The organism is Streptomyces sp. NPDC002125 (assembly GCF_053593715.1).
The window spans coordinates 21,922-43,607 of record NZ_JBSFDD010000016.1 but is presented as its reverse complement, the minus strand read 5'-3'; the positions used below and the strand labels follow the sequence as shown (position 1 = coordinate 43,607).

The window sequence follows — 21,686 nt, the reverse complement described above, 5'->3', positions numbered from 1 at the left end:
ACTGAGTAGGAGTTTGAACCAGGGGCGCCGGGCCCTGTATGGTTCAACCCGTTCCCGGGCGATTAGCTCAGTGGGAGAGCGCTTCGTTCACACCGAAGAGGTCACTGGTTCGAAACCAGTATCGCCCACCCGGGAAGAGCCGGTCCGTCAGTGTCATCGACGGACCGGCTTTCGCGTACGCAGACGGATCACGCCGCCGCGGGCAGCTCCGGGCGCAGCGGCCAGGCCGGGTCCACCGTCTCCGGCGCACCGCTCTTCTCGAACCACGCCTGGAGCCCGCGCGCCTGCGCCGCGTGCCACACCGCCTGGAGCGAGTGCACCTCCGCCGGTGACAGCCGCTCCAGCCGGGCGGAGAACCGCCGCCCCACCGCGCGCACCAGCTCCAGCGAGGCCGCCGCGTCGGCCGCCGCGTCGTGCGCGCCGTCCAGCGTCACCCCGTACAGCTCGCAGAGGTCCGTGAGCGTGCGGCGGCCCTTGCGATAGCGGTCCAGGTGCTTGTCCAGCACCCGGGGATCCAGCACGCACAGCGGCTTGGTCCCCAGGTACCCGGCCAGCGACGACGCCCGGTGGCGCCTGAGTTCCCGGTCCAGGAGCGTCAGATCGAACGGCGCGTTCATCACGACCAGGGGCCGGCCCGTCACGAACTGCTCCGCCAGCGCCCGGGCTATCTCCTCGACGACCGGCGCGGGCCACCGGCCGTTGCGCTGCAGATGGTCATCGGTCAGCCCGTGGATCTCGGTGGCGCCCGGCGGCACCGGAATCCCCGGATTGACCAGCCAGCGGGTGACGCGGAGCCGTCCGCCCGCGGTGTCCTGGAGGACGAGCGCGGCCGAAACGATCCGGTCCTCCTCGACGTCCACGCCTGTTGTCTCGGTGTCAAAAGCCGCCAGCGGCCCCTCGAACCAATGCATCATCCCCGAACTCCTCGCGCCTGCGCGGCAGATGGCGGGATACCTCTGCCCGGTTCGGTGATACCCGCGCCCTATGCCTGATACGCCGTTTACGGGCCCTCTCCTGCGGTGACAACACATGGGACGGGCACGGAAGTTGACCAGCCCGGCAGCGGAGACCGGGCAACCGGTCGGCACAGCCCGGAAGGCACGGAGCCATGGCGCTCGCGCAGCCGAACCCAGGGAGTCCCGCCCGCACCGAGGACCACGGGGGAAAGCCGCCGTCGCAGCGGAACGCACCACCGCTGCGCGGCACACTCGCCACCACCGCCTGCATGGAGACCCTCCAGGTGGGCTACCTCCACGCCGTGGCCGCGGCGGCGGGCTGCTCGCTCTCGCAGCCCTTTCCCGACAACGGCATCGACTGGCACGTCAGCCACGGCGCCCCGGACCACACCGTCGACGACGAAGTGACCATCAAGGTGCAGCTCAAATGCACCTACCAGATCCCCGCGCACCCGCCCGGCGCCGCGTTCTCCTTCACCCTCGACAACGCCCATCTGGTGAAGCTGGCCCGTACCCCGGTCTCGGTGCACAAGATCCTGGTCGTGATGCTCGTGCCCCGCAGCCAGGACGACTGGCTGCGGGCCGGGCACGACCGGCTCGACCTGAGGCACTGCTGCTACTGGACGAACCTGGCCGGCCACCCGGTGACGGGCAGGTACCGGACCACCGTGCGGATCCCGACCTCGCGGATCTTCGACGACCGCGCGCTCTGCGACATCATGGCCCGGGTCGGGGCGGGAGGGAGACCCTGATGCACCGCTCGACGGACGAGCCCACCGGAGGAACGGTCCCGGCGGGCTCGCGCGCACACCCGTACGCCGAGGAAGCCGGAGGCGGCCCGTTCCCGGACCCCGCACGCGTCGACCCCGCCGTCCTCGCCGCACTGCTGCGCAGGCACGGCTGGCACCGCCGCGGAGGCGCCCACGGCCGTTACGGCCGCTGGGTCCCGCCCGGCTCCGCCACCGGCGGCACCAGCCTGCTCGTCCCGGACAGCACCGCCTTCCCCGACAGCGAGGACCTGCTCGCCGAGGCCCTCACCGCGCTCGCCCGCAGCGCCGCCCCGTCCGCCCGGGACATCCTCGTCGCCCTCACCGTCCCCAGCGACGAGATCCGCTGGTGGCGGGAGGTGCCCGAGGAGACCGCCGGGGCGGCCGACTGGACCGGCAGCGACCAGCTGCGCGCGGCGGCCCGGCAGATCCTCCTGGCCGGAGCGCTCGCCGTGCGCGGCCGGGCCGGCTACCACGGGGCGCGCCACCTCAGGAAGGCCCGTAGGGCGCTGGACGGCACCCTCGTCGGCCCGGCGGGCGGCGGGGGCGGCCTCACCGCGTTCGTCCCCGTCGCGGAGGGGCGGGAGGTCGCCGTACAGCTCTACTCCGCCCTTCATGCCACCCGGGAGGCCGTCGACTACCAGCGCGCCACCGGCGGCATGGAGGCCTTCGACGCCGCCGTCGCCGCCGGGGTCAGCCGCGAGCTGACCGAGGCGGTCGTCGCCCTGGTCAGGGGAGCGGAGGGCGCCAGGATCACCCTGGCCTGGGCACCCGCCGCAGGACCCCCCGACGGCTGCCCGGTGAGCCCCGAGCCCGTCGAGTTCTCACCGGGCGACCTGCCCGCCCTCCGGCTCGCCGGGGTGCGCTATCTCCAGGACGAGCCCGCGGTGCCAGTACGGATCACCGGGGCCGTCGTCCGGCTGCGCCGCTCGGGGCCGCGCGGCCCGGGCGTCGTACGGCTGAGGGTGCTCGCGGGGGCGGAGGTCGCGCACGTACGGATCGAGCTCGACGAGGAGGCCTACCGGATCGCCGGCCACGCCCACCTGGTGGGACTGCCCCTGCGAGTGGAGGGCAGGCTGGAGAACCGCGGCGGCTTCCGGCGGCTCACCGGCGCCTCACAGGTCGCCCCGGTCCAGGTGGACGAGGCGGAACGGGACCGGCTGATGAAGTCGCTCCAGGAGAACGTCGACTTCTTCGAGGAGGCGTGCACGGGGGACGAGGAGTAGGCGGCCCGGTATCCCTTTCGCGTCGAGGCCCCCCGGCTCGGTACGATTCCTCTTGCGCGCGCACGAGGAATGCGACGCACCCCCTCAGTCAGGAGAGACCGGTGTCAGACGTCCGTGTGATCATCCAACGCGATTCCGAGCGGGAAGAGCACGTGGTGACGACGGGCACGACGGCCGCCGAGCTCTTCCCCGGGCAGCGCACCGTCGTCGCCGCGCGGATCGCCGGTGAGCTCAAGGACCTCGCGTACGAGCTCAAGGACGGCGAGACCGTCGAGCCGGTCGAGATCTCCTCCGAGGACGGCCTGAACATCCTGCGGCACTCCACCGCGCACGTGATGGCGCAGGCCGTGCAGGAGCTCTTCCCCGAGGCCAAGCTGGGCATCGGCCCGCCGGTCAAGGACGGCTTCTACTACGACTTCGACGTCGAGAAGCCGTTCACGCCTGAGGACCTCAAGGCCATCGAGAAGAAGATGCAGGAGATCCAGAAGCGGGGCCAGAGGTTCTCCCGCCGGGTCGTCACCGACGAGGCCGCCCGCGAGGAGCTCGCCGACGAGCCGTACAAGCTGGAGCTCATCGGCATCAAGGGCTCCGCCTCCACCGACGACGGCGCGGACGTCGAGGTGGGCGGCGGCGAGCTGACCATCTACGACAACCTCGACGCCAAGACCGGCGACCTGTGCTGGAAGGACCTCTGCCGGGGTCCGCATCTGCCCACCACCCGCTTCATCCCGGCCTTCAAGCTGATGCGGAACGCGGCGGCGTACTGGCGGGGCAGCGAGAAGAACCCGATGCTCCAGCGCATCTACGGCACCGCGTGGCCCACCAAGGACGAGCTCAAGGCGCACCTGGAGTTCCTGGAGGAGGCCGCCAAGCGCGACCACCGCCGCCTCGGCAACGAGCTGGACCTGTTCTCCTTCCCCGACGAGATCGGCCCCGGCCTCGCCGTCTTCCACCCCAAGGGCGGCATCATCCGCCGGGCCATGGAGGACTACTCGCGGCGCCGCCACGAGGAGGAGGGCTACGAGTTCGTCTACAGCCCCCATGCGACGAAGGGCAAGCTCTTCGAGAAGTCCGGCCACCTGGACTGGTACGCCGACGGCATGTACCCGCCCATGCAGCTCGACGACGGGGTGGACTACTACCTCAAGCCGATGAACTGCCCCATGCACAACCTGATCTTCGACGCGCGTGGCCGCTCCTACCGTGAACTGCCGCTGCGCCTCTTCGAGTTCGGCACGGTGTACCGCTACGAGAAGTCGGGCGTCGTCCACGGCCTGACCCGCTCGCGCGGCTTCACCCAGGACGACGCGCACATCTACTGCACCAAGGAGCAGATGGCGGAGGAGCTCGACCGGACGCTCACCTTCGTCCTGAACCTCCTGCGTGACTACGGTCTGACCGACTTCTACCTGGAGCTCTCCACCAAGGACCCGGAGAAGTTCGTCGGCTCCGACGAGGTCTGGGAGGAGGCCACGGAGACGCTGCGCCAGGTCGCAGAGAAGCAGGGCCTCCCGCTGGTCCCGGACCCGGGCGGCGCCGCGTTCTACGGCCCGAAGATCTCGGTGCAGTGCAAGGACGCCATCGGCCGGACCTGGCAGATGTCGACCGTGCAGCTCGACTTCAACCTCCCGGAGCGCTTCGACCTGGAGTACACCGGCCCGGACGGTTCCAAGCAGCGCCCGGTCATGATCCACCGCGCCCTGTTCGGCTCCATCGAGCGCTTCTTCGCCGTGCTGCTGGAGCACTACGCGGGCGCGTTCCCGGTCTGGCTCGCCCCGGTCCAGGCGGTCGGCATCCCGATCGGCGACACCCACATCCCGTACCTCCAGGAGTTCGCCGCCGAGGCGCGCAAGAAGGGGCTGCGGGTCGAGGTGGACGCCTCCTCCGACCGGATGCAGAAGAAGATCAGGAACCACCAGAAGGCCAAGGTGCCGTTCATGGTCATCGTCGGTGACGACGACATGAACGCCGGCACGGTGTCCTTCCGCCACCGCGACGGCTCGCAGGAGAACGGCATCCCGCGCGACGAGGCGATCGCCAAGCTCCTCGACGTGGTGGAGCGCCGCGTGCAGGTCTGACCCACGGCCGCGGAGAGGCCCCCGGAGAGCTACGCGCTCCCCGGGGGCCTCTGCTTCTCGTCCTCCCGCTTGAACACCTCCACGAGCCACGACGAGAACGACCCCGTCACGGCCCCCAGCAGCGCCAGCCCGCAGGCCATCAGGAACGCCGCGATCACCCGGCCCGCCGGAGTCACCGGCACGGCGTCGCCGTATCCCACCGTCGTGAGCGTCGCGCACGCCCACCACACCGCGTCGCCGAACGTACGGATCGAGGCGCCCGGGGCCCCCTTCTCCTGGTAGTAGACCGCCAGCGCCGCGGAGAAGCCCAGCAGCCCGGCGGTCAGGCCCGCGTACGTCATCACCCGTGCGTACAGGCTCAGCCTCGGCCTGTCGGTGTGCTTCTGGACAGCCGTGTAGACCTTGACCATGCGCAGCGGGCGCAGCAGCGGCAGGAGCAGGACCACGGTGTCCAGCCAGTGGACGTGGACGAAGCGCCCGCCGAGGCCGCTGAGCCGGAGCCGTACGGCGTAGTCCACCGTGAAGAGCAGCCAGGTCGCGGCGACCAGGGCGAGGGCGATGTCGCGCCAGGGCTGGGCACCGACGGGGGCGAGGACGCGGACCGTGTAACCCGCCAGGAAGACCAGCGCCGCGACGAAGAGCGGCACCTCGGTTCGCTGCTCCCAATCCTTGAGCCGGTCGGGGACGGGGGCCGTGGGGCGGTCGCTCATGGCGTCAGCATCGCCGTGCGGCGGCCGGGACCGCCCCGGCGACACGCGCGGCGGGAGTGAAGCAATATGCTGACCGGCATGACGAGTGAGCCGGAGCAGCAGATCGGAGTGGGGACGCCCGACGCGTTCCAGCGTCTGTGGACGCCCCACCGGATGGCCTACATCCAGGGTGAGAGCAAGCCGAGCGGCCCGGGGGCCGGGGACGGCTGTCCGTTCTGCGAGATTCCGTCGAAGTCGGACGAGGACGGGCTGATCATCGCGCGCGGTGAGAAGGTCTACGCGGTGCTGAACCTGTACCCGTACAACGGCGGGCACCTGATGGTCGTGCCCTACCGCCACGTGGCCGACTACACCGAGCTGGACGCCGAGGAGACCGCCGAGCTGGGCGACTTCACCAAGCGGGCGATGGTCGCGCTGCGGGCCGCCTCCGGGGCGCACGGCTTCAACATCGGGATGAACCAGGGCGCCGAGGCCGGCGCGGGCATCGCCGCGCACCTCCACCAGCATGTGGTGCCCCGCTGGGGCGGGGACACCAACTTCATGCCCGTCGTCGGTCACACGAAGGTGCTCCCGCAGCTGCTGGGGGACACCCGGACGATGCTGGCCGGTGTGTGGCCGGCCGAGCTGCCGTCAGTCTGAGCCCCCAGTCCGCCCGTACCCCGCCCCGGGCGGTCAGGCGTCGTAGACGTCGGCCTTCCTCGGGGCGGGGTCCTGGACCAGGCCGCTGAGGATCATGGAGCGGTTGTCGAAGCGCTCGGTGTCGACGCCGTGCTCCTTCAGGACCCGCATCGTCGCCGAGTGGACGACGCGCAGGACCGGGGTCGCCGTCCGCATGGCGTCGTCCGCCATGAAGCGGTGGCCCCACGGCTTGGCCGCCCAGGCGTGACGCAGCCCGAAGGGCTCGGGCAGGACGATCTTGCCGCCCAGGTAGTCGAGCAGCGGCGGGTACCAGGTGAAGGGCGCGCGCAGCGCGAGCCTGACGACCTCGCTCGCCTTGACGAGCGGGAGCGAGATCTTGCGGGTCTCCCAGAACCTGACGGCCTTCTTGACCGTCTTGGTCGGTGCCTCCGGCTTGGTGAGGAAGAGCCCGTGGACGGGGCCGAGCGCGTGCCCGGTGACCTCGATGCGCAGGGTCTCGTGGAGCACGGTGACGCTGATCAGCATGGTGATCACCAGCTGGCCGTCCCAGAGGACGAACTGCACGCCCAGGTAGTGGCGGTCGCCGCTGCCGAACTGCTGGTGGTTGCAGATGCGCTGTATCTCGTGCGGCTTGACCTGGAAGGTGGCGACGTCCTCGCCCTGGGGGCGGGAGACGGAGTCCGCGTTCTCGCCGACGGGGGAGACGATCCAGTGCTTCACGGACGGCGTGGGGAAGCCGCCGGTGTTCAGCGGGCCGCGCTCCAGCATCTTCAGCTGGTCGTGGATGGCGCGCACGACATCCCAGCTGCGGAACTGGTGGATCTCCTTCGTGGGGTCCTCGGGGGTGAGCTCCTCGGCGAGCTGCCAGCTGCCCCAGCGGGTGCCCATGCCGAGGACGCCCTTGGGACCGGCGTAGAAGACGGAGTTGGACTGCTGCTCGGCCGAGAGCTTCTCCAGGCCCTGGCGCAGGGCCTCGCGGGCCGTCTCGTTGGGGTTCTTGGGCACGGCCTCGGGGATCTTCGCGCTGACGCCGGAGCCGGAGAGCAGCCCTTCCCAGCGGGCCCGCAGGTCCTTGGTCGAGGTCTCGGCGACCCGCTTGGCGAGCAGCCAGCCGATCAGCGGGGCGACGGCGGCGGCGCGCAGATAGAGGGCCAGGAAGCCGGTCAGCGGCATGGCGATCAGGAAGAACGCGGCGGCGGCGCCGAGCACGACGAGCAGGACACCGCCCAGTGCCTGGAAGAACTTGTCCTTGGACTTGTTGAGCGAGTCGCGCAGCCGGAAGGCGAGCACCCACAGCAGCATGCCCGGCAGGAAGAGGAACCCGCAGACGGCGGTGATCAGCGTGAGCTTGGTGTCACGTGCCTTGCGCAGCCGGGTGGCGGACAGGCAGTGCTCGACGACGGTCTGCGGGTCGGTGCCGAAGGACTGGATGAGCGCGTTCCGGCCGCCGCCGAGCATGCGTTCCTGGACGGCCCTGGAGTAGGCCTCGCCCAGATTCGGCTTGAAGTAGTCGGACTTGAACAGCTTGGACTCGCCCGGTTTCACCTCGGACTTGTGCCATTCGCTGTTGGCCTTCAGGATCTCCGCCACGTCGCTGTCGCGGTACGCGGCGGAGGCGAGGGCGTTGGTCGCCACCGCCTGTCCGCCCGAACCCTGGAGCGGGATCTGCGCTCCAGGAGAGAAATCGAATCCGTCGTTGGCCACTGTCGCCCCCACTCGCCCGCACGGCCTGCTCCTGCGGCTGTTCCCAACTACCGTACGTCGCACACCTTCTGAGCTGGGACCACAGACTATCGTCCGGGCCGTGCGCCCGCCCGGACGACGTGGCCGGGGCGGGCGGAAGTCGCCATATCCGGTCGGCTAGCTGACTTTTGCGGTGTTTTCCTGTGATTCGCGGAGGCGATCGGCGAGTTGTGGGGGCATGGGTTCGTGCCGGGCGTACGCCCGGTCGAACCGCCCGGTGCCGTGCGTCAGCGAGCGGAGGTCGACGGTGTACCTGCCGATCTCGATCTCGGGGACCTCGGCGCGCACGAGCGTCCGCTCCCCGGCGGTCTGTTCGGTGCCGACGACCCGGCCGCGCCGGCCCGCGAGGTCGCTCATCACGGCCCCCACGAAGTCGTCGGGGACCAGCACGGCGACCTCCGCGACGGGTTCGAGCAGCTGGATACGGGTGTCGGCGGCTGCCTCGCGCAGCGCCAGCGCGCCGGCGGTCTGGAACGCGGCGTCGGAGGAGTCCACCGAGTGCGACTTCCCGTCGAGCAGGGTCACGCGTACGTCGACGAGCGGATGCCCCGCCGCGACCCCCCGGGCCGCCTGGGCGCGTACGCCCTTCTCCACCGACGCGACGAACTGGCGCGGTACCGAGCCTCCGACCACCTTGTCGACGAACTCGATGCCCGTGCCGGGAGGCAGCGGCTCCACCTCGATCTCGCAGATGGCGTACTGGCCGTGGCCGCCCGACTGCTTGACGTGACGGCCGCGCCCGACGGTCCGGGAGGCGAACGTCTCGCGCAGGGGGACACGATGGGGCTCGGCGTCGACCTGGACGCCGTACCGGCTGCGCAGGCGTTCGAGGGCGACGTCGGTGTGGGCCTCGCCCATGCACCACAGGACGACCTGGTGGGTGTCCTGGTTCTGTTCGAGGCGCATGGTCGGGTCCTCGGCCACCAGGCGCGCCAGGCCCTGCGAGAGCCGGTCCTCGTCGGCCTTGCCGTGGGCGCGCACCGCCAGCGGGAGCAGGGGGTCGGGCATGCTCCAGGGCTCCATCAGCAGGGGTTCACCGGTGCCCGAGAGGGTGTCGCCGGTCTCCGCCCCGCCCAGCTTCGACACACAGGCCAGGTCACCGGCGACGCACTGGTCCAGGGGGCGCTGCTGTTTGCCGAAGGGCGCGGTGAGCGCCCCCACGCGCACATCGGCCTCGTGGAAGGGACGGGTCGCCCCGCCGGGTTCGGTGAGCCCGTGGCCGCACACGTGCACGGTCTCGTCGGGACGGAGGGTGCCGGAGAAGACACGGACCAGGGAGACCCTGCCGACATAGGGGTCGGAGGCCGTCTTCACGACCTCGGCCACCAGCGGCGCCCCGGGATCGCAGGCGGGGGCGGGGCGCGGGGTGCCGTCCGGCGTGCTGACGGCGGGGAGGGCGCGCTCCACGGGAGAGGGGAAGCCCTTGGTGATCAGGTCCAGGAGCTCCACGGTGCCGATGCCCTGGGCCGCGCCCTCGGCGGCCGGGGCGGCGGTGAGGACCGGGTGGAAGGAGCCGCGCGCCACGGCGCGTTCCAGGTCGCCCATGAGGGTCGCCACGTCGATCTCGCCGCCGCCGAGGTAGCGGTCCATCAGGGTCTCGTCCTCGCTCTCGGCGATGATCCCCTCGATGAGCCGGTTGCGGGCGTCCTGGAGCGGTCCCCGCTGCTCCCCGGCGGGCGGGTTCTCCTGCCGTTCGCCCGAGGAGTAGTCGAAGATCCGCTGGGTCAGCAGTCCCGTGAGCCCGGTGAGCGGGGCGTGTCCGTCGGGGCCCTCCGGGCCCTGCACCGGGAGGTAGAGGGGGAGTACGGCGTCGGGGTCGTCGTTGCCGAAGATCCGGCCGCAGACCCGGGTCATCTCCTCGAATGACGTGCGCGCGGTGTCCAGGTGCGTGACCACGATGGCGCGGGGCATCCCGACGGCCGCGCACTCCTCCCAGACGGCGCGGGTGGTCCCCGCCACGGCGTCGGCCTCCTGGGCGGCCGAGACGACGAAGAGGGCCGCGTCCGCCGCGCGCAGACCGGCCCTGAGCTCCCCGACGAAGTCCGCGTAGCCGGGGGTGTCCAGCAGATTGATCTTGTGGCCGCCCCATTCGACGGGGACCAGCGAGAGCTGTACGGAACGCCGTCGGCGCTGTTCGATCTCGTCGTAGTCGGAGACGGTGGCCCCGTCCTCGACCCGGCCCGCCCGGTTGAGCGCCCCGGCCGTCAGCGCGAGTGCCTCGACCAGCGTGGTCTTGCCCGAGCCGCTGTGGCCGACCAGCACCACGTTCCGCAGGGAAGCGGGCCGGCCGGCCGTCGGCGCCCTGCCGGCGGCCCCGGTGTGTGCATGTGTCCTGTCGCCCATGATGCGTGCCTCCCGATAGGTGGCGCAGTGCCGCGATGTCCGGGGAGTGGATGCACGGGCGGGGCGGAGCCGTCGCGGCGGCTCCGGCGACGCCCGCGGTCCTTCGAGCTTTTCACCGGTGTCCGGTGCCGTCCATACGTCGCGCACGGGGAGGCGTGACTTCGGGGACATCCGGCGGGACGGGGTGCCCCGGCCCGGCCCGGCACGGCTCGTGACTACGATGGGCCAGCCGGTGGCCGAAGGGGTCGCACGGCGCCCACCGAACCTCGGGAAGGCCATGCTGAACAAGTACGCGCGTGCATTTTTTACGCGTGTCCTCACACCGTTCGCCGCTCTGCTGCTCCGCCTCGGGGTCAGCCCCGACGCGGTCACTCTCGTCGGCACGGCCGGAGTGATGGCAGGTGCGCTGGTCTTCTTCCCCATGGGGGAGTTCTTCTGGGGCACGATCGTGATCACGGTCTTCGTCTTCTCGGACCTGGTCGACGGCAACATGGCCCGGCAGGCCGGGATCTCCAGCCGGTGGGGCGCGTTCCTGGACTCGACGCTCGACCGGGTCGCGGACGGGGCGATCTTCGCCGGGTTCGCGCTCTGGTACGCGGGCAGCGGTGACGACAACGTCCTCTGCGCGGTCGCGATCTTCTGCCTGGCCAGCGGCCAGGTCGTCTCGTACACCAAGGCGCGCGGCGAGTCGATCGGCCTGCCGGTCGCGGTGAACGGCCTCGTCGAGCGCGCCGAGCGGCTCGTGATCTCGCTGGTCGCCGCCGGTCTCGCCGGACTGCACGGCTTCGGGGTGCCCGGCATCCAGGTCCTGCTGCCGATCGCGCTGTGGATCGTCGCCGCGGGCAGCCTCGTGACGCTGATCCAGCGGGTGGTGACCGTGCGCAGGGAGTCGGCCGAGGCCGACGCCGCGGCGGCCGCCGCCCAGGGCGGGAGCGAGTCCGCACAGTGAGCGGCACCGGATCCGACCTGAAGGAACGCCTCACGGACGGGCTGTACGGCCTCGGCTGGGGCGCGGTCAAGAAGCTTCCCGAGCCCGCGGCCGCCGCGCTCTTCCGCACCCTGGCCGACCAGGTCTGGAAGCGGCGCGGGAAGTCGGTGCTGCGCCTGGAGTCGAACCTCGCCCGGGTGGTGCCGGACGCGGACGCGGCCAGGCTCGCCGAGCTGTCCAAGGCCGGCATGCGCTCGTACATGCGGTACTGGATGGAGTCCTTCCGGCTGCCGACCTGGAGCCCGCAGCGGATCAAGGACTCCATCGACGTCACCGACGCCCACCGGCTCACGGAGGGACTGGACGCGGGCCAGGGCGTCATCCTGGCGCTGCCCCACCTGGGGAACTGGGACCTGGCGGGCGCGTGGGTCACCACGGACCTGAAGGTGCCCTTCACGACGGTCGCCGAGCGGCTGAAGCCGGAGACCCTCTACGACCGCTTCGTGGCCTACCGCCAGGGCCTGGGCATGGAGGTCCTGCCGCACAACGGGGGCGCCGCGTTCGGCATGCTGGCCCGCCGGCTGCGCGCGGGCGGACTGGTCTGCCTCGTCGCCGACCGCGATCTGTCGGCCTCCGGCGTCGAGGTGGACTTCTTCGGCGACACCGCGCGGATGCCCGCGGGCCCCGCGCTGCTGGCCCAGCAGACCGGCGCGCTGCTGCTGCCCGTCACCCTCTGGTACGACGGCACGCCGGTCATGGGGGCACGGGTCCATCCGCCCGTCGCCGTACCGGAGTCAGGCGATCGCGCCGAGAAGACGTCCTCCATGACACAGGCGCTGGCCGACGCCTTCGCCACCGGTATCGCCGAGCATCCGGAGGACTGGCACATGCTGCAACGGCTCTGGATCTCCGATCTGGAACCCCAGGGAGAAGCTCCGTGAAGATCGGCATCGTCTGCCCGTACTCCTGGGACGTGCCGGGCGGGGTGCAGTTCCACATCCGCGACCTGGCCGAGCACCTGATCCGCCTCGGCCACGACGTCTCGGTGCTCGCACCCGCCGACGACGAGACGCCGCTGCCGCCGTACGTCGTGTCCGCCGGCCGGGCCGTGCCCGTCCCCTACAACGGCTCCGTCGCCCGGCTGAACTTCGGCTTCCTCTCCGCCGCGCGGGTGCGGCGCTGGCTCAACGACGGCACCTTCGACGTCATCCACATCCACGAACCCACCGCGCCCTCGCTGGGTCTGCTCACCTGCTGGGCGGCGCAGGGGCCGATCGTGGCCACCTTCCACACGTCCAACCCCCGCTCCCGTGCCATGATCGCGGCGTACCCGATCCTCCAGCCCGCGCTGGAGAAGATCAGCGCGCGGATCGCGGTCAGCGAGTACGCCCGGCGGACCCTGGTCGAGCACCTCGGCGGGGACGCCGTGGTCATCCCCAACGGCGTCGACGTGGACTTCTTCGCGGGCGCCGAGCCGAAGGCCGAGTGGCAGGGCGGCACGCTCGGCTTCATAGGGCGCATCGACGAACCGCGCAAGGGACTGCCCGTCCTGATGAAGGCACTCCCCGCGATCCTCGCCGCCCGCCCGAAGGCCCGGCTGCTCGTCGCGGGACGCGGTGATGAGGAGGAGGCCGTCGCCTCCCTGCCCAAGGAGATGCGGGAGCGCGTCGAATTCCTCGGCATGGTGAGCGACGAGGACAAGGCACGGCTGCTGCGCAGCGTCGACGTGTACGTCGCGCCCAACACCGGCGGCGAGAGCTTCGGCATCATCCTGGTCGAGGCGCTCTCGGCGGGCGCGCCGGTGCTCGCCAGCGACCTGGACGCCTTCGCGCAGGTGCTCGACCAGGGCGCCGCGGGCGACCTGTTCGCCAACGAGGACGCGGAAGCGCTGGCCGCCGCGGCGATCCGGCTGCTCGGCGACCCCGGGCGGCGCGAGGGGCTGCGGGAGCGGGGCAGCGCGCATGTGCGCCGCTTCGACTGGACGACGGTCGGCGCGGACATCCTCGCGGTGTACGAGACGGTCACGGACGGGGCGGCGGCCGTGGACACCGACGAGCGCACCGGGCTGCGGGCGCGCTTCGGCCTCGCCAGGGACTGACGGCCGCACCGGGGGCGTATGTGCGGGTCCGGTTCCGGGGCCTACCGGCGGTCCGGTTCCGGGGCGTACCGGCGGGTGCGGGGCGTTCCGGGGTCGGGGGTGTACCGGTCCGGGGGCATGCAGCGGGCTCCGGGGCGTACCGGCGGTCCGGGCGGGGCCCGCCGACGGTAGCCTTTCCGCCCGTGATCGAAATCCTCATCTGGACCGTCGCCGCGCTCGTCGCGATCGGCCTGTACCTCAGCTGGACCGCCGGGCGGCTCGACCGGCTCCACGCCCGGATCGACGCGGCCCGCGCGGCACTCGACGCCCAGCTGCTGCGACGCGCCTCGGTCACCCAGGAGCTGGCCACCTCCGGTGTCCTGGACCCCGCGGCGTCCATCGTCCTGTACGAGGCGGCGCACGCGGCGCGGCAGGCCGAGGAGGAGCAGCGCGAGGTCGCCGAGAGCGAGCTGAGCACCGCCCTGCGGGCCGTGTTCGGCGAGACCGCGCAGGTCGACGCGGTGAAGGAGGTCCCGGGCGGCGAGGACGCGGCGAAGGAGCTGGCCGCCGCCGTACGCCGCGTGCCGATGGCGCGCCGCTTCCACAACGACGCGGTGCGCGCCGCCCGGGCGCTGCGCAGGCACCGCACGGTGCGGCTGTTCCGGCTGGCGGGGCACGCCCCGTTCCCGCTCGCGTTCGAGATGGACGACGAGCCGCCGGTCGCCCTGGCGGACCGCCCCGGCAGCTGAGGACGGCATCAGGTCGAGGAGCCGCGGGGCTCAGAACGATCCACAGGGTGCTCATTGGCCCTTGCTGTGGACTGCTTCCGGAGCGTTTGCTCAGGTCTGCAGAATCCAGTTCTTCCACCCCAGTGAGGTCCTTCCGTGTCCACGCTTCCCAGCACCCCGCAGTCCACCGAGACCCCGGCCACCGGCACCGCCCGAGTCAAGCGCGGCATGGCCGAGCAGCTCAAGGGCGGCGTGATCATGGACGTCGTCAACGCCGAGCAGGCGAAGATCGCCGAGGACGCGGGCGCCGTGGCCGTCATGGCCCTGGAGCGGGTGCCGGCCGACATCCGCAAGGACGGCGGCGTGGCCCGGATGTCCGACCCCAACATGATCGAGGAGATCATCGAGGCGGTCTCCATCCCCGTCATGGCCAAGTCCCGCATCGGGCACTTCGTCGAGGCCCAGGTGCTCCAGTCCCTGGGTGTCGACTACATCGACGAGTCCGAGGTCCTCACCCCGGCCGACGAGGTCAACCACAGCGACAAGTTCGCCTTCACGACCCCCTTCGTCTGCGGCGCCACCAACCTGGGCGAGGCCCTGCGCCGCGTTGCCGAGGGCGCGGCCATGATCCGCTCCAAGGGCGAGGCCGGCACCGGCAACGTCGTCGAGGCCGTCCGGCACCTGCGCCAGATCAAGAACGAGATCGCCCGGCTGCGCGGCTACGACAACAACGAGCTGTACGCCGCCGCCAAGGAACTCCGCGCCCCGTACGAGCTGGTCAAGGAGGTCGCCGAGCTCGGGAAGCTGCCCGTCGTCCTGTTCTCGGCCGGCGGCGTGGCCACCCCCGCCGACGCAGCCCTGATGCGCCAGCTCGGGGCCGAGGGCGTCTTCGTGGGCTCCGGCATCTTCAAGTCCGGCGACCCGGCCAAGCGCGCCGCCGCCATCGTGAAGGCCACCACCTTCTACGACGACCCGAAGATCATCGCGGACGCCTCCCGCAACCTGGGCGAGGCCATGGTCGGCATCAACTGCGACACGCTGCCCGAGGGCGAGCGCTACGCCAACCGCGGCTGGTAAGCGCGGATGACCGACACCCCTGTCATCGGAGTCCTGGCTCTCCAGGGCGACGTACGGGAACACCTGATCGCCCTGGCCTCGGCGGACGCCCTGGCCAGGCCGGTCCGGCGGCCCGAGGAGCTCGCCGAGGTCGACGGTCTCGTCATACCCGGCGGTGAGTCCACCACGATGTCCAAGCTGGCCGTCCTCTTCGGCATGCTGGAACCGCTGCGCGAGCGGGTCGCCGCCGGGATGCCGGTCTACGGCACCTGCGCCGGGATGATCATGCTCGCCGACAAGATCCTCGATCCCCGTTCCGGCCAGGAGACGGTCGGCGGCATCGACATGATCGTGCGCCGTAACGCTTTCGGGCGGCAGAACGAGTCCTTCGAGGCGGCCGTCGAGATGGACGGAGTGCCTGGCGGACCCGTCGAGGGCGTCTTCATCCGGGCCCCCTGGGTGGAGTCGGTCGGAGCGGCCGCGCAGGTCGTCGCGGTGCACGGCGGCCATATCGTGGCCGTACGCCAGGGAAACGCCCTGGCGACGTCGTTCCACCCGGAGCTGACGGGCGACCACCGTGTGCACGCGCTCTTCACCGACATGGTGCGCGCCGTGGGCTGATTCGATCCCGGTAGGATCTCTCGGGTTCGGATCGATTTTGGTGACGCGAAGGAGAAGGCAGATGTCCGGCCACTCTAAATGGGCTACGACGAAGCACAAGAAGGCCGTGATCGACGCCAAGCGCGGCAAGCTCTTCGCGAAGATGATCAAGAACATCGAGGTCGCGGCCCGCACGGGCGGCGCCGACGTGTCCGGCAACCCGACTCTCTTCGACGCCATCCAGAAGGCCAAGAAGAGCTCGGTCCCGAACAAGAACATCGACTCGGCGGTCAAGCGCGGTGCCGGCCTCGAAGCCGGTGGCGCCGACTACGAGACGATCATGTACGAGGGCTACGGTCCGAACGGCGTCGCGGTGCTCATCGAGTGCCTCACCGACAACCGCAACCGTGCCGCCTCCGACGTCCGCGTCGCCATGACCCGCAACGGCGGTTCGATGGCGGACCCGGGCTCGGTCTCGTACCTGTTCAACCGCAAGGGCGTCGTGATCGTCCCCAAGGCCGAGCTGTCCGAGGACGACGTGCTCGGCGCGGTGCTCGACGCGGGTGCCGAGGAGGTCAACGACCTCGGTGACACCTTCGAGGTGCTCAGCGAGGCCACCGACATGGTCGCGGTCCGCACCGCGCTCCAGGAGGCCGGCATCGACTACGACTCGGCCGAGGCCAACTTCGTCCCGACCATGCAGGTCGAGCTCGACGAAGAGGGCGCGCGCAAGATCTTCAAGCTGATCGACGCGCTGGAGGACAGCGACGACGTGCAGAACGTCTTCGCCAACTTCGACGTCTCCGACGAGGTCATGGAGAAGGTCGACGCCTGAGGGCGCTGAACCGCGACGGGCCGACGGGACACACCCCGTCGGCCCGTCGCATTGTCGGTGCGACCCGATAGCCTGCGGGAACAGGTGACCGAACGGCGGAGGGGGCCCTTTCATGCGGGTGCTGGGAGTGGACCCGGGGCTGACCCGGTGCGGCGTCGGAGTCGTCGAGGGAGTCGCGGGCCGGCCGCTCACGATGGCCGGCGTCGGAGTCGTGCGCACCCCGGCCGACGCGGAGCTCGGCCACCGGCTCGTCGCCATCGAGCAGGGCATCGAGCGCTGGCTCGACGAGCACCGGCCCGAGTTCGTCGCCGTGGAGCGGGTGTTCGCCCAGCACAACGTCCGTACGGTGATGGGCACCGCCCAAGCCAGCGCGGTCGCCATGCTCTGCGCGTCCCGCCGCGGCATCCCCGTCGCCCTGCACACCCCCAGCGAGGTCAAGGCCGCCGTCACGGGGTCGGGGCGCGCCGACAAGGCCCAGGTCGGGGCGATGGTGACCCGGCTGCTGCGGCTCGACGCGCCGCCGAAACCCGCCGACGCCGCCGACGCCCTCGCCCTCGCCATCTGCCACATCTGGCGCGCACCCGCGCAGAACCGACTGCAGCAGGCCGTCGCCGCCCACCGCACGCTGAAAGGCCGCACCGCATGATCGCCTTCGTCTCCGGCCCGGTGGCCGCCCTCGCCCCGGCCACGGCCGTCATCGAGGTCGGCGGCATCGGCATGGCCGTCCAGTGCACGCCCGACACCCTCGCCGGCCTGCGGATCGGCAAGGAGGCCAGGCTCGCCACCTCCCTGGTCGTCCGCGAGGACTCGCTCACCCTCTACGGCTTCGCCGACGACGACGAGCGTCAGGTATTCGAGCTGCTCCAGACCGCCAGCGGTGTCGGCCCCCGGCTCGCCCAGGCCATGCTCGCCACCCACAGCCCCGACGCCCTGCGCATCGCCGTCGCCACCGGGGACGAGAAGGCCCTCACCGCCGTGTCCGGCATCGGCAAGAAGGGCGCCCAGAAGCTCCTCCTCGAACTCAAGGACCGGCTCGGCGAGCCGGTCGGGGCGCACATCGGCCAGCAGGGCATCGGCACCGCCGTCAGCTCCTCCTGGCGCGATCAGCTGCAGGCCGCCCTGATCGGCCTCGGATACGCCACCCGCGAGGCCGACGAGGCGGTGAGCGCCGTGGCACCGCAGGCCGAGGCCGCGCTCGCCGAGGGCGGCCAGGCCCCCGTGCCGCAGCTGCTGCGCGCCGCACTGCAGACACTCAACCGCGCACGCTGACCCCGGGGGGCCTGCACGCCCCCGTACGCCGGCCGGAACACCGCACGGACCGGTACCGAAACACCCGAGGCGGGACTGACGAGATGAACTGGGACGAGACCGGACCCGACACCGGCGACCTGGCCGACGAGCGGCTGGACGACCGCCTGGTCGCCGGGGTCGCGGACGGCGAGGACACCGCGGTCGAGGCCGCCCTGCGCCCGAAGGACCTCCATGAATTCGTCGGCCAGGAGAAGGTCCGCGAACAGCTCGACCTGGTCCTCAAGGCCGCCCGCGCCCGGGGAGCCACCGCCGACCACGTCCTGCTCTCCGGCGCCCCCGGCCTCGGCAAGACCACCCTCTCCATGATCATCGCCGCGGAGATGGGCGCCCCGATCCGGATCACCTCCGGCCCCGCCATCCAGCACGCCGGGGACCTCGCGGCGATCCTCTCCTCGCTCCAGGAGGGCGAGGTCCTCTTCCTCGACGAGATCCACCGCATGTCGCGGCCCGCCGAGGAGATGCTCTACATGGCGATGGAGGACTTCCGCGTCGACGTCATCGTCGGCAAGGGCCCCGGCGCCACCGCCATCCCGCTGGAGCTCCCGCCGTTCACGCTGGTCGGAGCGACCACCAGGGCCGGGCTGCTGCCGCCCCCGCTGCGCGACCGCTTCGGCTTCACCGGGCACATGGAGTTCTACGCCCCCACCGAGCTGGAGCGGGTCATCCACCGCTCCGCCGGACTGCTCGACGTCGCCATAGACCCGGCGGGCGCCGCCGAGATCGCGGGCCGGTCCCGGGGCACCCCCCGTATCGCCAACCGGCTGCTGCGCCGCGTCCGGGACTACGCCCAGGTCAAGGCCGAGGGCCGGATCGACCGGGACATCGCCGCCGCGGCCCTGAGGGTCTACGAGGTCGACGCCCGCGGCCTGGACCGGCTGGACCGTGCCGTGCTCGGCGCCCTGCTGAAGCTCTTCGGCGGCGGCCCCGTCGGGCTCTCCACCCTCGCGGTGGCGGTGGGGGAGGAGCGCGAGACGGTCGAGGAGGTCGCCGAGCCCTTCCTCGTACGGGAAGGACTGCTCGCCAGGACGCCGCGTGGCCGGGTCGCGACCCCCGCCGCCTGGGCCCACCTCGGGCTGGTGCCCCCGCAGCACGGCGTAAAGGGACAACAGGGCCTGTTCGGGGCGTGACACAGGACGGGTTGGCCAGGAGGGGAACCACGGTGCGATGCTGGACGTTGTTCCAATGATGCGGACTCGCTTAGACTCCGCCGATGCCGCCCGTACAGGTCGGTGTACCCACCCCCGTAGACCAGGCCGCGTTGATCCAGCGTGGTCGTGCGAAGGAAGTTCCGTCCCGTGAGTCTCGTGACCCTCCTCCCCTTCATCGTGCTCATCGGGGCCATGTTCCTGATGACCCGGTCCGCCAAGAAGAAGCAGCAGGCGGCTGCGCAGATGCGCAACGAAATGCAGCCGGGCACCGGCGTCCGGACGATCGGGGGCATGTACGCCACCGTCAAGGAGGTCCTGGACGACACGGTTCTCCTCGAGGTCGCGCCCGGCGTCCACGCCGTCTACGCCAAGAACGCCATCGGTGCCGTCCTCGACGACGCGGAGTACAACCGCATCGTCCACGGCGACGACGAGCTGGAGACCGACGGCACCGTGGTGCCGGACGACGCCTCCTCGCTCACCGAGGGTGAGACCGTGGCGGCGGACGCGGCCGACGACGACGCGAAGATCGACCTCGGCAAGAAGGCCGAGGACGCCGCGCCGAAGGACGCCGACGCCAAGGGCTCCGAGGTCAAGGACGCCAAGGCCGACGGCGAGAGCGACGCGAAGTAGTTCCACGTTCCCCGGACGCCGGACGCCTGCGGGTGTCCGGCGTCTCGCGGGCCGTGGACCCTTCTGCGGGGTCGGGTCCCCACATCACTCAGTGGCCGCTCGGGCGCATACCCGGCGCGGGGCGGTTGGACAGGGAGAAACGAAAAGGTGGCAGCACCGAAGAAAGGCCGGGGCTCAACCGGTCAGGGCAGGCCGGGCCGCGCCCTGGCTCTGATCCTCATCGCCATGGTCGCGCTGACCGGCGGGATGTTCCTGTCCGGTCACACCACGCCCCGGCTCGGGATCGACCTGGCAGGCGGCACCTCGATCACGCTCAAGGCGAAGAGCCAGCCCGGCAAGCCTGACGCGATCAACGAGACCAACATGAACACCGCGGTCAGCATCATCGAACGCCGTGTCAATGGTCTGGGTGTCTCCGAGGCCGAGGTTCAGACGCAGGGCGCGTCGAACATCATCGTGAACATCCCCAAGGGGACGAATTCGAAGCAGGCCCGGGAGCAGGTCGGTACGACCGCCCAGCTCTACTTCCGGCCCGTGCTCACGGTCACCAGCGGCGCGCCGACGCCCGAAGGCTCCGCGAGCCCGTCCGCGAGCGGCTCCGGTGAGGCGAGCGCCACGCCCAGCGCGAAGGCGACCGACCCGGAAACGGCCTCCGATTCGAAGGCGACGCCCTCGGCGAGCGCCACCACCCAGGGCCGTGCCGTCACCGACGCCCTGAAGAAGGACGCCACGCCGACCCCCTCCGCCAGCGCCTCCGGTGCGGCGGAGTCCTCGGAGACCCCCGCCGCGACCGAGACGCCCGACGCCGCCACCGCGGCGCTCGAGAAGAAGTTCACGGCGCTGGACTGCACCGACACGGCCGCCCGCGCCAAGGCGGGCGACGGCGTCAAGCCCGAGGACCCCACCGTCGCGTGCAGCTCCGAGGGTGACGCCAAGTACCTCCTCGGCCCCGCCGAGGTCTCCGGTACGGACGTCGACGACGCGAAGGCCCAGTTCGACCAGCAGCGCGGCATCTGGCTCGTCTCCATGGAGTTCACCGACAAGGGCTCCAAGAAGTTCCAGACGATCACCAAGAAGCTGTCGACGCAGACGTCGCCGATGAACCAGTTCGCGATCTCCCTCGACGGTGAGGTCGTCTCCGCGCCCCAGGTGAACGAGACGCTCAGCGGCAGCGCCGAGATCTCCGGCAGCTTCACCCAGCAGTCCGCCGAGGACCTCGCGAACGTCCTCTCCTACGGTGCGCTCCCGCTGTCCTTCAGCGAGGACACCGTCACCACGGTCACCGCCGCGCTCGGCGGCGAGCAGCTGGAGGCCGGCCTCATCGCCGGCGCCATCGGCCTCGCCCTGGTCGTCATCTACCTGGTGGCCTACTACCGCGGCCTGGCGCTCATCGCGCTCCTCAGCCTGCTGGCCTCCGGCATCCTGACGTACACGATCATGGCCCTGCTCGGCCCGGCCATCGGCTTCGCGCTGAACCTCCCGGCCGTCTGCGGTGCCATCGTGGCGATCGGTATCACCGCGGACTCGTTCATCGTGTACTTCGAACGCATCCGGGACGAGATCCGGGAGGGCCGCACGCTCCGTCCGGCCGTCGAACGTGCCTGGCCCCGTGCCCGGCGCACCATCCTGGTCTCCGACTTCGTCTCGTTCCTCGCCGCGGCCGTGCTCTTCCTCGTCACGGTCGGCAAGGTCCAGGGCTTCGCGTTCACGCTCGGCCTCACGACCCTGCTCGACGTCGTCGTGGTGTTCCTCTTCACCAAGCCCGTCATGACGCTGATGGCCCGCACGAAGTTCTTCGGCAGCGGTCACCCGTGGTCCGGCCTGGACCCGAAGCGGCTCGGCGCCAAGCCGCCGCTGCGCCGCTCGCGCCGCGTCAACGTCCGTACCGACCACCCGAAGGAGGCGTGA

At 71.3% G+C, this 21,686-nt stretch carries 20 protein-coding genes and 1 tRNA gene; 17 read left to right on the top strand and 4 right to left on the bottom strand.

What is annotated here, in order from left to right; all coding sequences use genetic code 11:
- The first annotated feature begins 56 nt into the window (after window positions 1-56).
- A tRNA-Val gene (locus ACWCQM_RS25110) sits at window positions 57-128 on the top strand.
- 60 nt (window positions 129-188) lie between these two features.
- Here the strand turns inward: ACWCQM_RS25110 and ACWCQM_RS25105 are convergent.
- A complete protein-coding gene (locus tag ACWCQM_RS25105) occupies window positions 189-914 on the bottom strand; it encodes an exonuclease domain-containing protein (protein ID WP_450917401.1) in 726 nt (241 codons plus the stop codon).
- Between the two features lie 194 nt (window positions 915-1,108).
- On the opposite strand from ACWCQM_RS25105, the gene ACWCQM_RS25100 reads away from it, so the two are divergent.
- From ACWCQM_RS25100 to thrS, 3 genes are all read left to right on the top strand, one after another.
- A complete protein-coding gene (locus tag ACWCQM_RS25100) occupies window positions 1,109-1,708 on the top strand; it encodes a DUF4365 domain-containing protein (RefSeq protein WP_073751613.1) in 600 nt (199 codons plus the stop codon).
- A complete protein-coding gene (locus tag ACWCQM_RS25095) occupies window positions 1,708-2,949 on the top strand; it encodes a hypothetical protein (protein ID WP_450917400.1) in 1,242 nt (413 codons plus the stop codon). The genes ACWCQM_RS25100 and ACWCQM_RS25095 overlap by 1 nt, the downstream gene beginning before the upstream one ends.
- A 101-nt stretch (window positions 2,950-3,050) precedes the next feature.
- Entirely contained in the window at window positions 3,051-5,027 is a 1,977-nt protein-coding gene (thrS, locus tag ACWCQM_RS25090; RefSeq protein ID WP_073751648.1) for a threonine--tRNA ligase, read from the top strand.
- Window positions 5,028-5,056: 29 nt separating this feature from the next.
- On the opposite strand, the gene ACWCQM_RS25085 is transcribed toward thrS, so the two are convergent.
- Window positions 5,057-5,737 carry a potassium channel family protein gene (locus ACWCQM_RS25085; RefSeq protein WP_450917399.1) on the bottom strand — a complete coding sequence of 227 codons (681 nt, stop codon included), beginning with the start codon at window positions 5,735-5,737 and terminating at the stop codon, window positions 5,057-5,059.
- Window positions 5,738-5,803: 66 nt separating this feature from the next.
- Here ACWCQM_RS25085 and ACWCQM_RS25080 point away from each other — a divergent pair, with 66 nt between their 5' ends.
- A complete protein-coding gene (locus tag ACWCQM_RS25080; RefSeq protein ID WP_073751652.1) occupies window positions 5,804-6,376 on the top strand; it encodes an HIT family protein in 573 nt (190 codons plus the stop codon).
- Between the two features lie 33 nt (window positions 6,377-6,409).
- On the opposite strand, the gene ACWCQM_RS25075 is transcribed toward ACWCQM_RS25080, so the two are convergent.
- Window positions 6,410-8,080 carry a hypothetical protein gene (locus ACWCQM_RS25075; protein ID WP_450917398.1) on the bottom strand — a complete coding sequence of 557 codons (1,671 nt, stop codon included), beginning with the start codon at window positions 8,078-8,080 and terminating at the stop codon, window positions 6,410-6,412.
- 156 nt (window positions 8,081-8,236) lie between these two features.
- Window positions 8,237-10,462, bottom strand: coding sequence for an elongation factor G-like protein EF-G2 (locus ACWCQM_RS25070; RefSeq protein ID WP_450917397.1), 2,226 nt, complete (start codon window positions 10,460-10,462; stop codon window positions 8,237-8,239).
- Between the two features lie 277 nt (window positions 10,463-10,739).
- Between ACWCQM_RS25070 and pgsA the strand changes: the two genes are divergently transcribed.
- The 12 genes from pgsA (at window position 10,740) to secD (ending at window position 21,686) form a co-directional block, all read left to right on the top strand.
- Entirely contained in the window at window positions 10,740-11,411 is a 672-nt protein-coding gene (gene pgsA, locus ACWCQM_RS25065) for a phosphatidylinositol phosphate synthase (RefSeq protein ID WP_450917396.1), read from the top strand.
- On the top strand, window positions 11,408-12,331 hold the full coding sequence (locus tag ACWCQM_RS25060; RefSeq protein ID WP_450917395.1) for a phosphatidylinositol mannoside acyltransferase: 924 nt from the start codon (window positions 11,408-11,410) through the stop codon (window positions 12,329-12,331). The genes pgsA and ACWCQM_RS25060 overlap by 4 nt, the downstream gene beginning before the upstream one ends.
- The gene (locus ACWCQM_RS25055) at window positions 12,328-13,488 is read left to right on the top strand and encodes a glycosyltransferase family 4 protein (RefSeq protein WP_450917394.1); all 1,161 of its coding nucleotides are present in this window, start codon (window positions 12,328-12,330) and stop codon (window positions 13,486-13,488) included. The genes ACWCQM_RS25060 and ACWCQM_RS25055 overlap by 4 nt, the downstream gene beginning before the upstream one ends.
- Before the next feature lie 182 nt (window positions 13,489-13,670).
- Window positions 13,671-14,216, top strand: a complete 546-nt coding sequence (locus tag ACWCQM_RS25050) for a hypothetical protein (protein ID WP_450917393.1) — start codon at window positions 13,671-13,673, stop codon at window positions 14,214-14,216.
- Window positions 14,217-14,351: 135 nt separating this feature from the next.
- Window positions 14,352-15,272, top strand: a complete 921-nt coding sequence (pdxS, locus tag ACWCQM_RS25045; RefSeq protein WP_450917392.1) for a pyridoxal 5'-phosphate synthase lyase subunit PdxS — start codon at window positions 14,352-14,354, stop codon at window positions 15,270-15,272.
- A gap of 6 nt (window positions 15,273-15,278) precedes the next feature.
- Window positions 15,279-15,872 carry a pyridoxal 5'-phosphate synthase glutaminase subunit PdxT gene (pdxT, locus tag ACWCQM_RS25040; protein ID WP_450917391.1) on the top strand — a complete coding sequence of 198 codons (594 nt, stop codon included), beginning with the start codon at window positions 15,279-15,281 and terminating at the stop codon, window positions 15,870-15,872.
- Window positions 15,873-15,933: 61 nt separating this feature from the next.
- Window positions 15,934-16,686: a YebC/PmpR family DNA-binding transcriptional regulator gene (locus ACWCQM_RS25035; protein WP_073751670.1), complete on the top strand. Its 753-nt coding sequence runs from the start codon at window positions 15,934-15,936 to the stop codon at window positions 16,684-16,686.
- 112 nt (window positions 16,687-16,798) lie between these two features.
- Window positions 16,799-17,332 carry a crossover junction endodeoxyribonuclease RuvC gene (gene ruvC / locus ACWCQM_RS25030; RefSeq protein WP_450917390.1) on the top strand — a complete coding sequence of 178 codons (534 nt, stop codon included), beginning with the start codon at window positions 16,799-16,801 and terminating at the stop codon, window positions 17,330-17,332.
- Entirely contained in the window at window positions 17,329-17,955 is a 627-nt protein-coding gene (gene ruvA / locus ACWCQM_RS25025; RefSeq protein WP_073751674.1) for a Holliday junction branch migration protein RuvA, read from the top strand. Before ruvC ends, ruvA begins: the two co-directional genes overlap by 4 nt.
- An 83-nt stretch (window positions 17,956-18,038) precedes the next feature.
- On the top strand, window positions 18,039-19,124 hold the full coding sequence (ruvB, locus tag ACWCQM_RS25020; RefSeq protein ID WP_450917389.1) for a Holliday junction branch migration DNA helicase RuvB: 1,086 nt from the start codon (window positions 18,039-18,041) through the stop codon (window positions 19,122-19,124).
- A 168-nt stretch (window positions 19,125-19,292) separates the two neighbouring features.
- Window positions 19,293-19,778 carry a preprotein translocase subunit YajC gene (gene yajC, locus ACWCQM_RS25015; protein WP_450917388.1) on the top strand — a complete coding sequence of 162 codons (486 nt, stop codon included), beginning with the start codon at window positions 19,293-19,295 and terminating at the stop codon, window positions 19,776-19,778.
- Between the two features lie 147 nt (window positions 19,779-19,925).
- Window positions 19,926-21,686, top strand: coding sequence for a protein translocase subunit SecD (gene secD, locus ACWCQM_RS25010; RefSeq protein WP_450917387.1), 1,761 nt, complete (start codon window positions 19,926-19,928; stop codon window positions 21,684-21,686).

Bases quoted from the DNA above. Each gene is read 5' to 3' on its own strand.
- ACWCQM_RS25105 (WP_450917401.1), bottom strand. From the start codon at position 914: ATGATGCATTGGTTCGAGGGGCCGCTGGCGGCTTTTGACACCGAGACA.
- ACWCQM_RS25100 (WP_073751613.1), top strand. From the start codon at position 1,109: ATGGCGCTCGCGCAGCCGAACCCAGGGAGTCCCGCCCGCACCGAGGAC.
- ACWCQM_RS25095 (WP_450917400.1), top strand. From the start codon at position 1,708: ATGCACCGCTCGACGGACGAGCCCACCGGAGGAACGGTCCCGGCGGGC.
- ACWCQM_RS25085 (WP_450917399.1), bottom strand. From the start codon at position 5,737: ATGAGCGACCGCCCCACGGCCCCCGTCCCCGACCGGCTCAAGGATTGG.
- ACWCQM_RS25080 (WP_073751652.1), top strand. From the start codon at position 5,804: ATGCTGACCGGCATGACGAGTGAGCCGGAGCAGCAGATCGGAGTGGGG.
- ACWCQM_RS25070 (WP_450917397.1), bottom strand. From the start codon at position 10,462: ATGGGCGACAGGACACATGCACACACCGGGGCCGCCGGCAGGGCGCCG.
- pgsA (WP_450917396.1), top strand. From the start codon at position 10,740: ATGCTGAACAAGTACGCGCGTGCATTTTTTACGCGTGTCCTCACACCG.
- pdxT (WP_450917391.1), top strand. From the start codon at position 15,279: ATGACCGACACCCCTGTCATCGGAGTCCTGGCTCTCCAGGGCGACGTA.
- ACWCQM_RS25035 (WP_073751670.1), top strand. From the start codon at position 15,934: ATGTCCGGCCACTCTAAATGGGCTACGACGAAGCACAAGAAGGCCGTG.
- ruvC (WP_450917390.1), top strand. From the start codon at position 16,799: ATGCGGGTGCTGGGAGTGGACCCGGGGCTGACCCGGTGCGGCGTCGGA.
- ruvA (WP_073751674.1), top strand. From the start codon at position 17,329: ATGATCGCCTTCGTCTCCGGCCCGGTGGCCGCCCTCGCCCCGGCCACG.
- ruvB (WP_450917389.1), top strand. From the start codon at position 18,039: ATGAACTGGGACGAGACCGGACCCGACACCGGCGACCTGGCCGACGAG.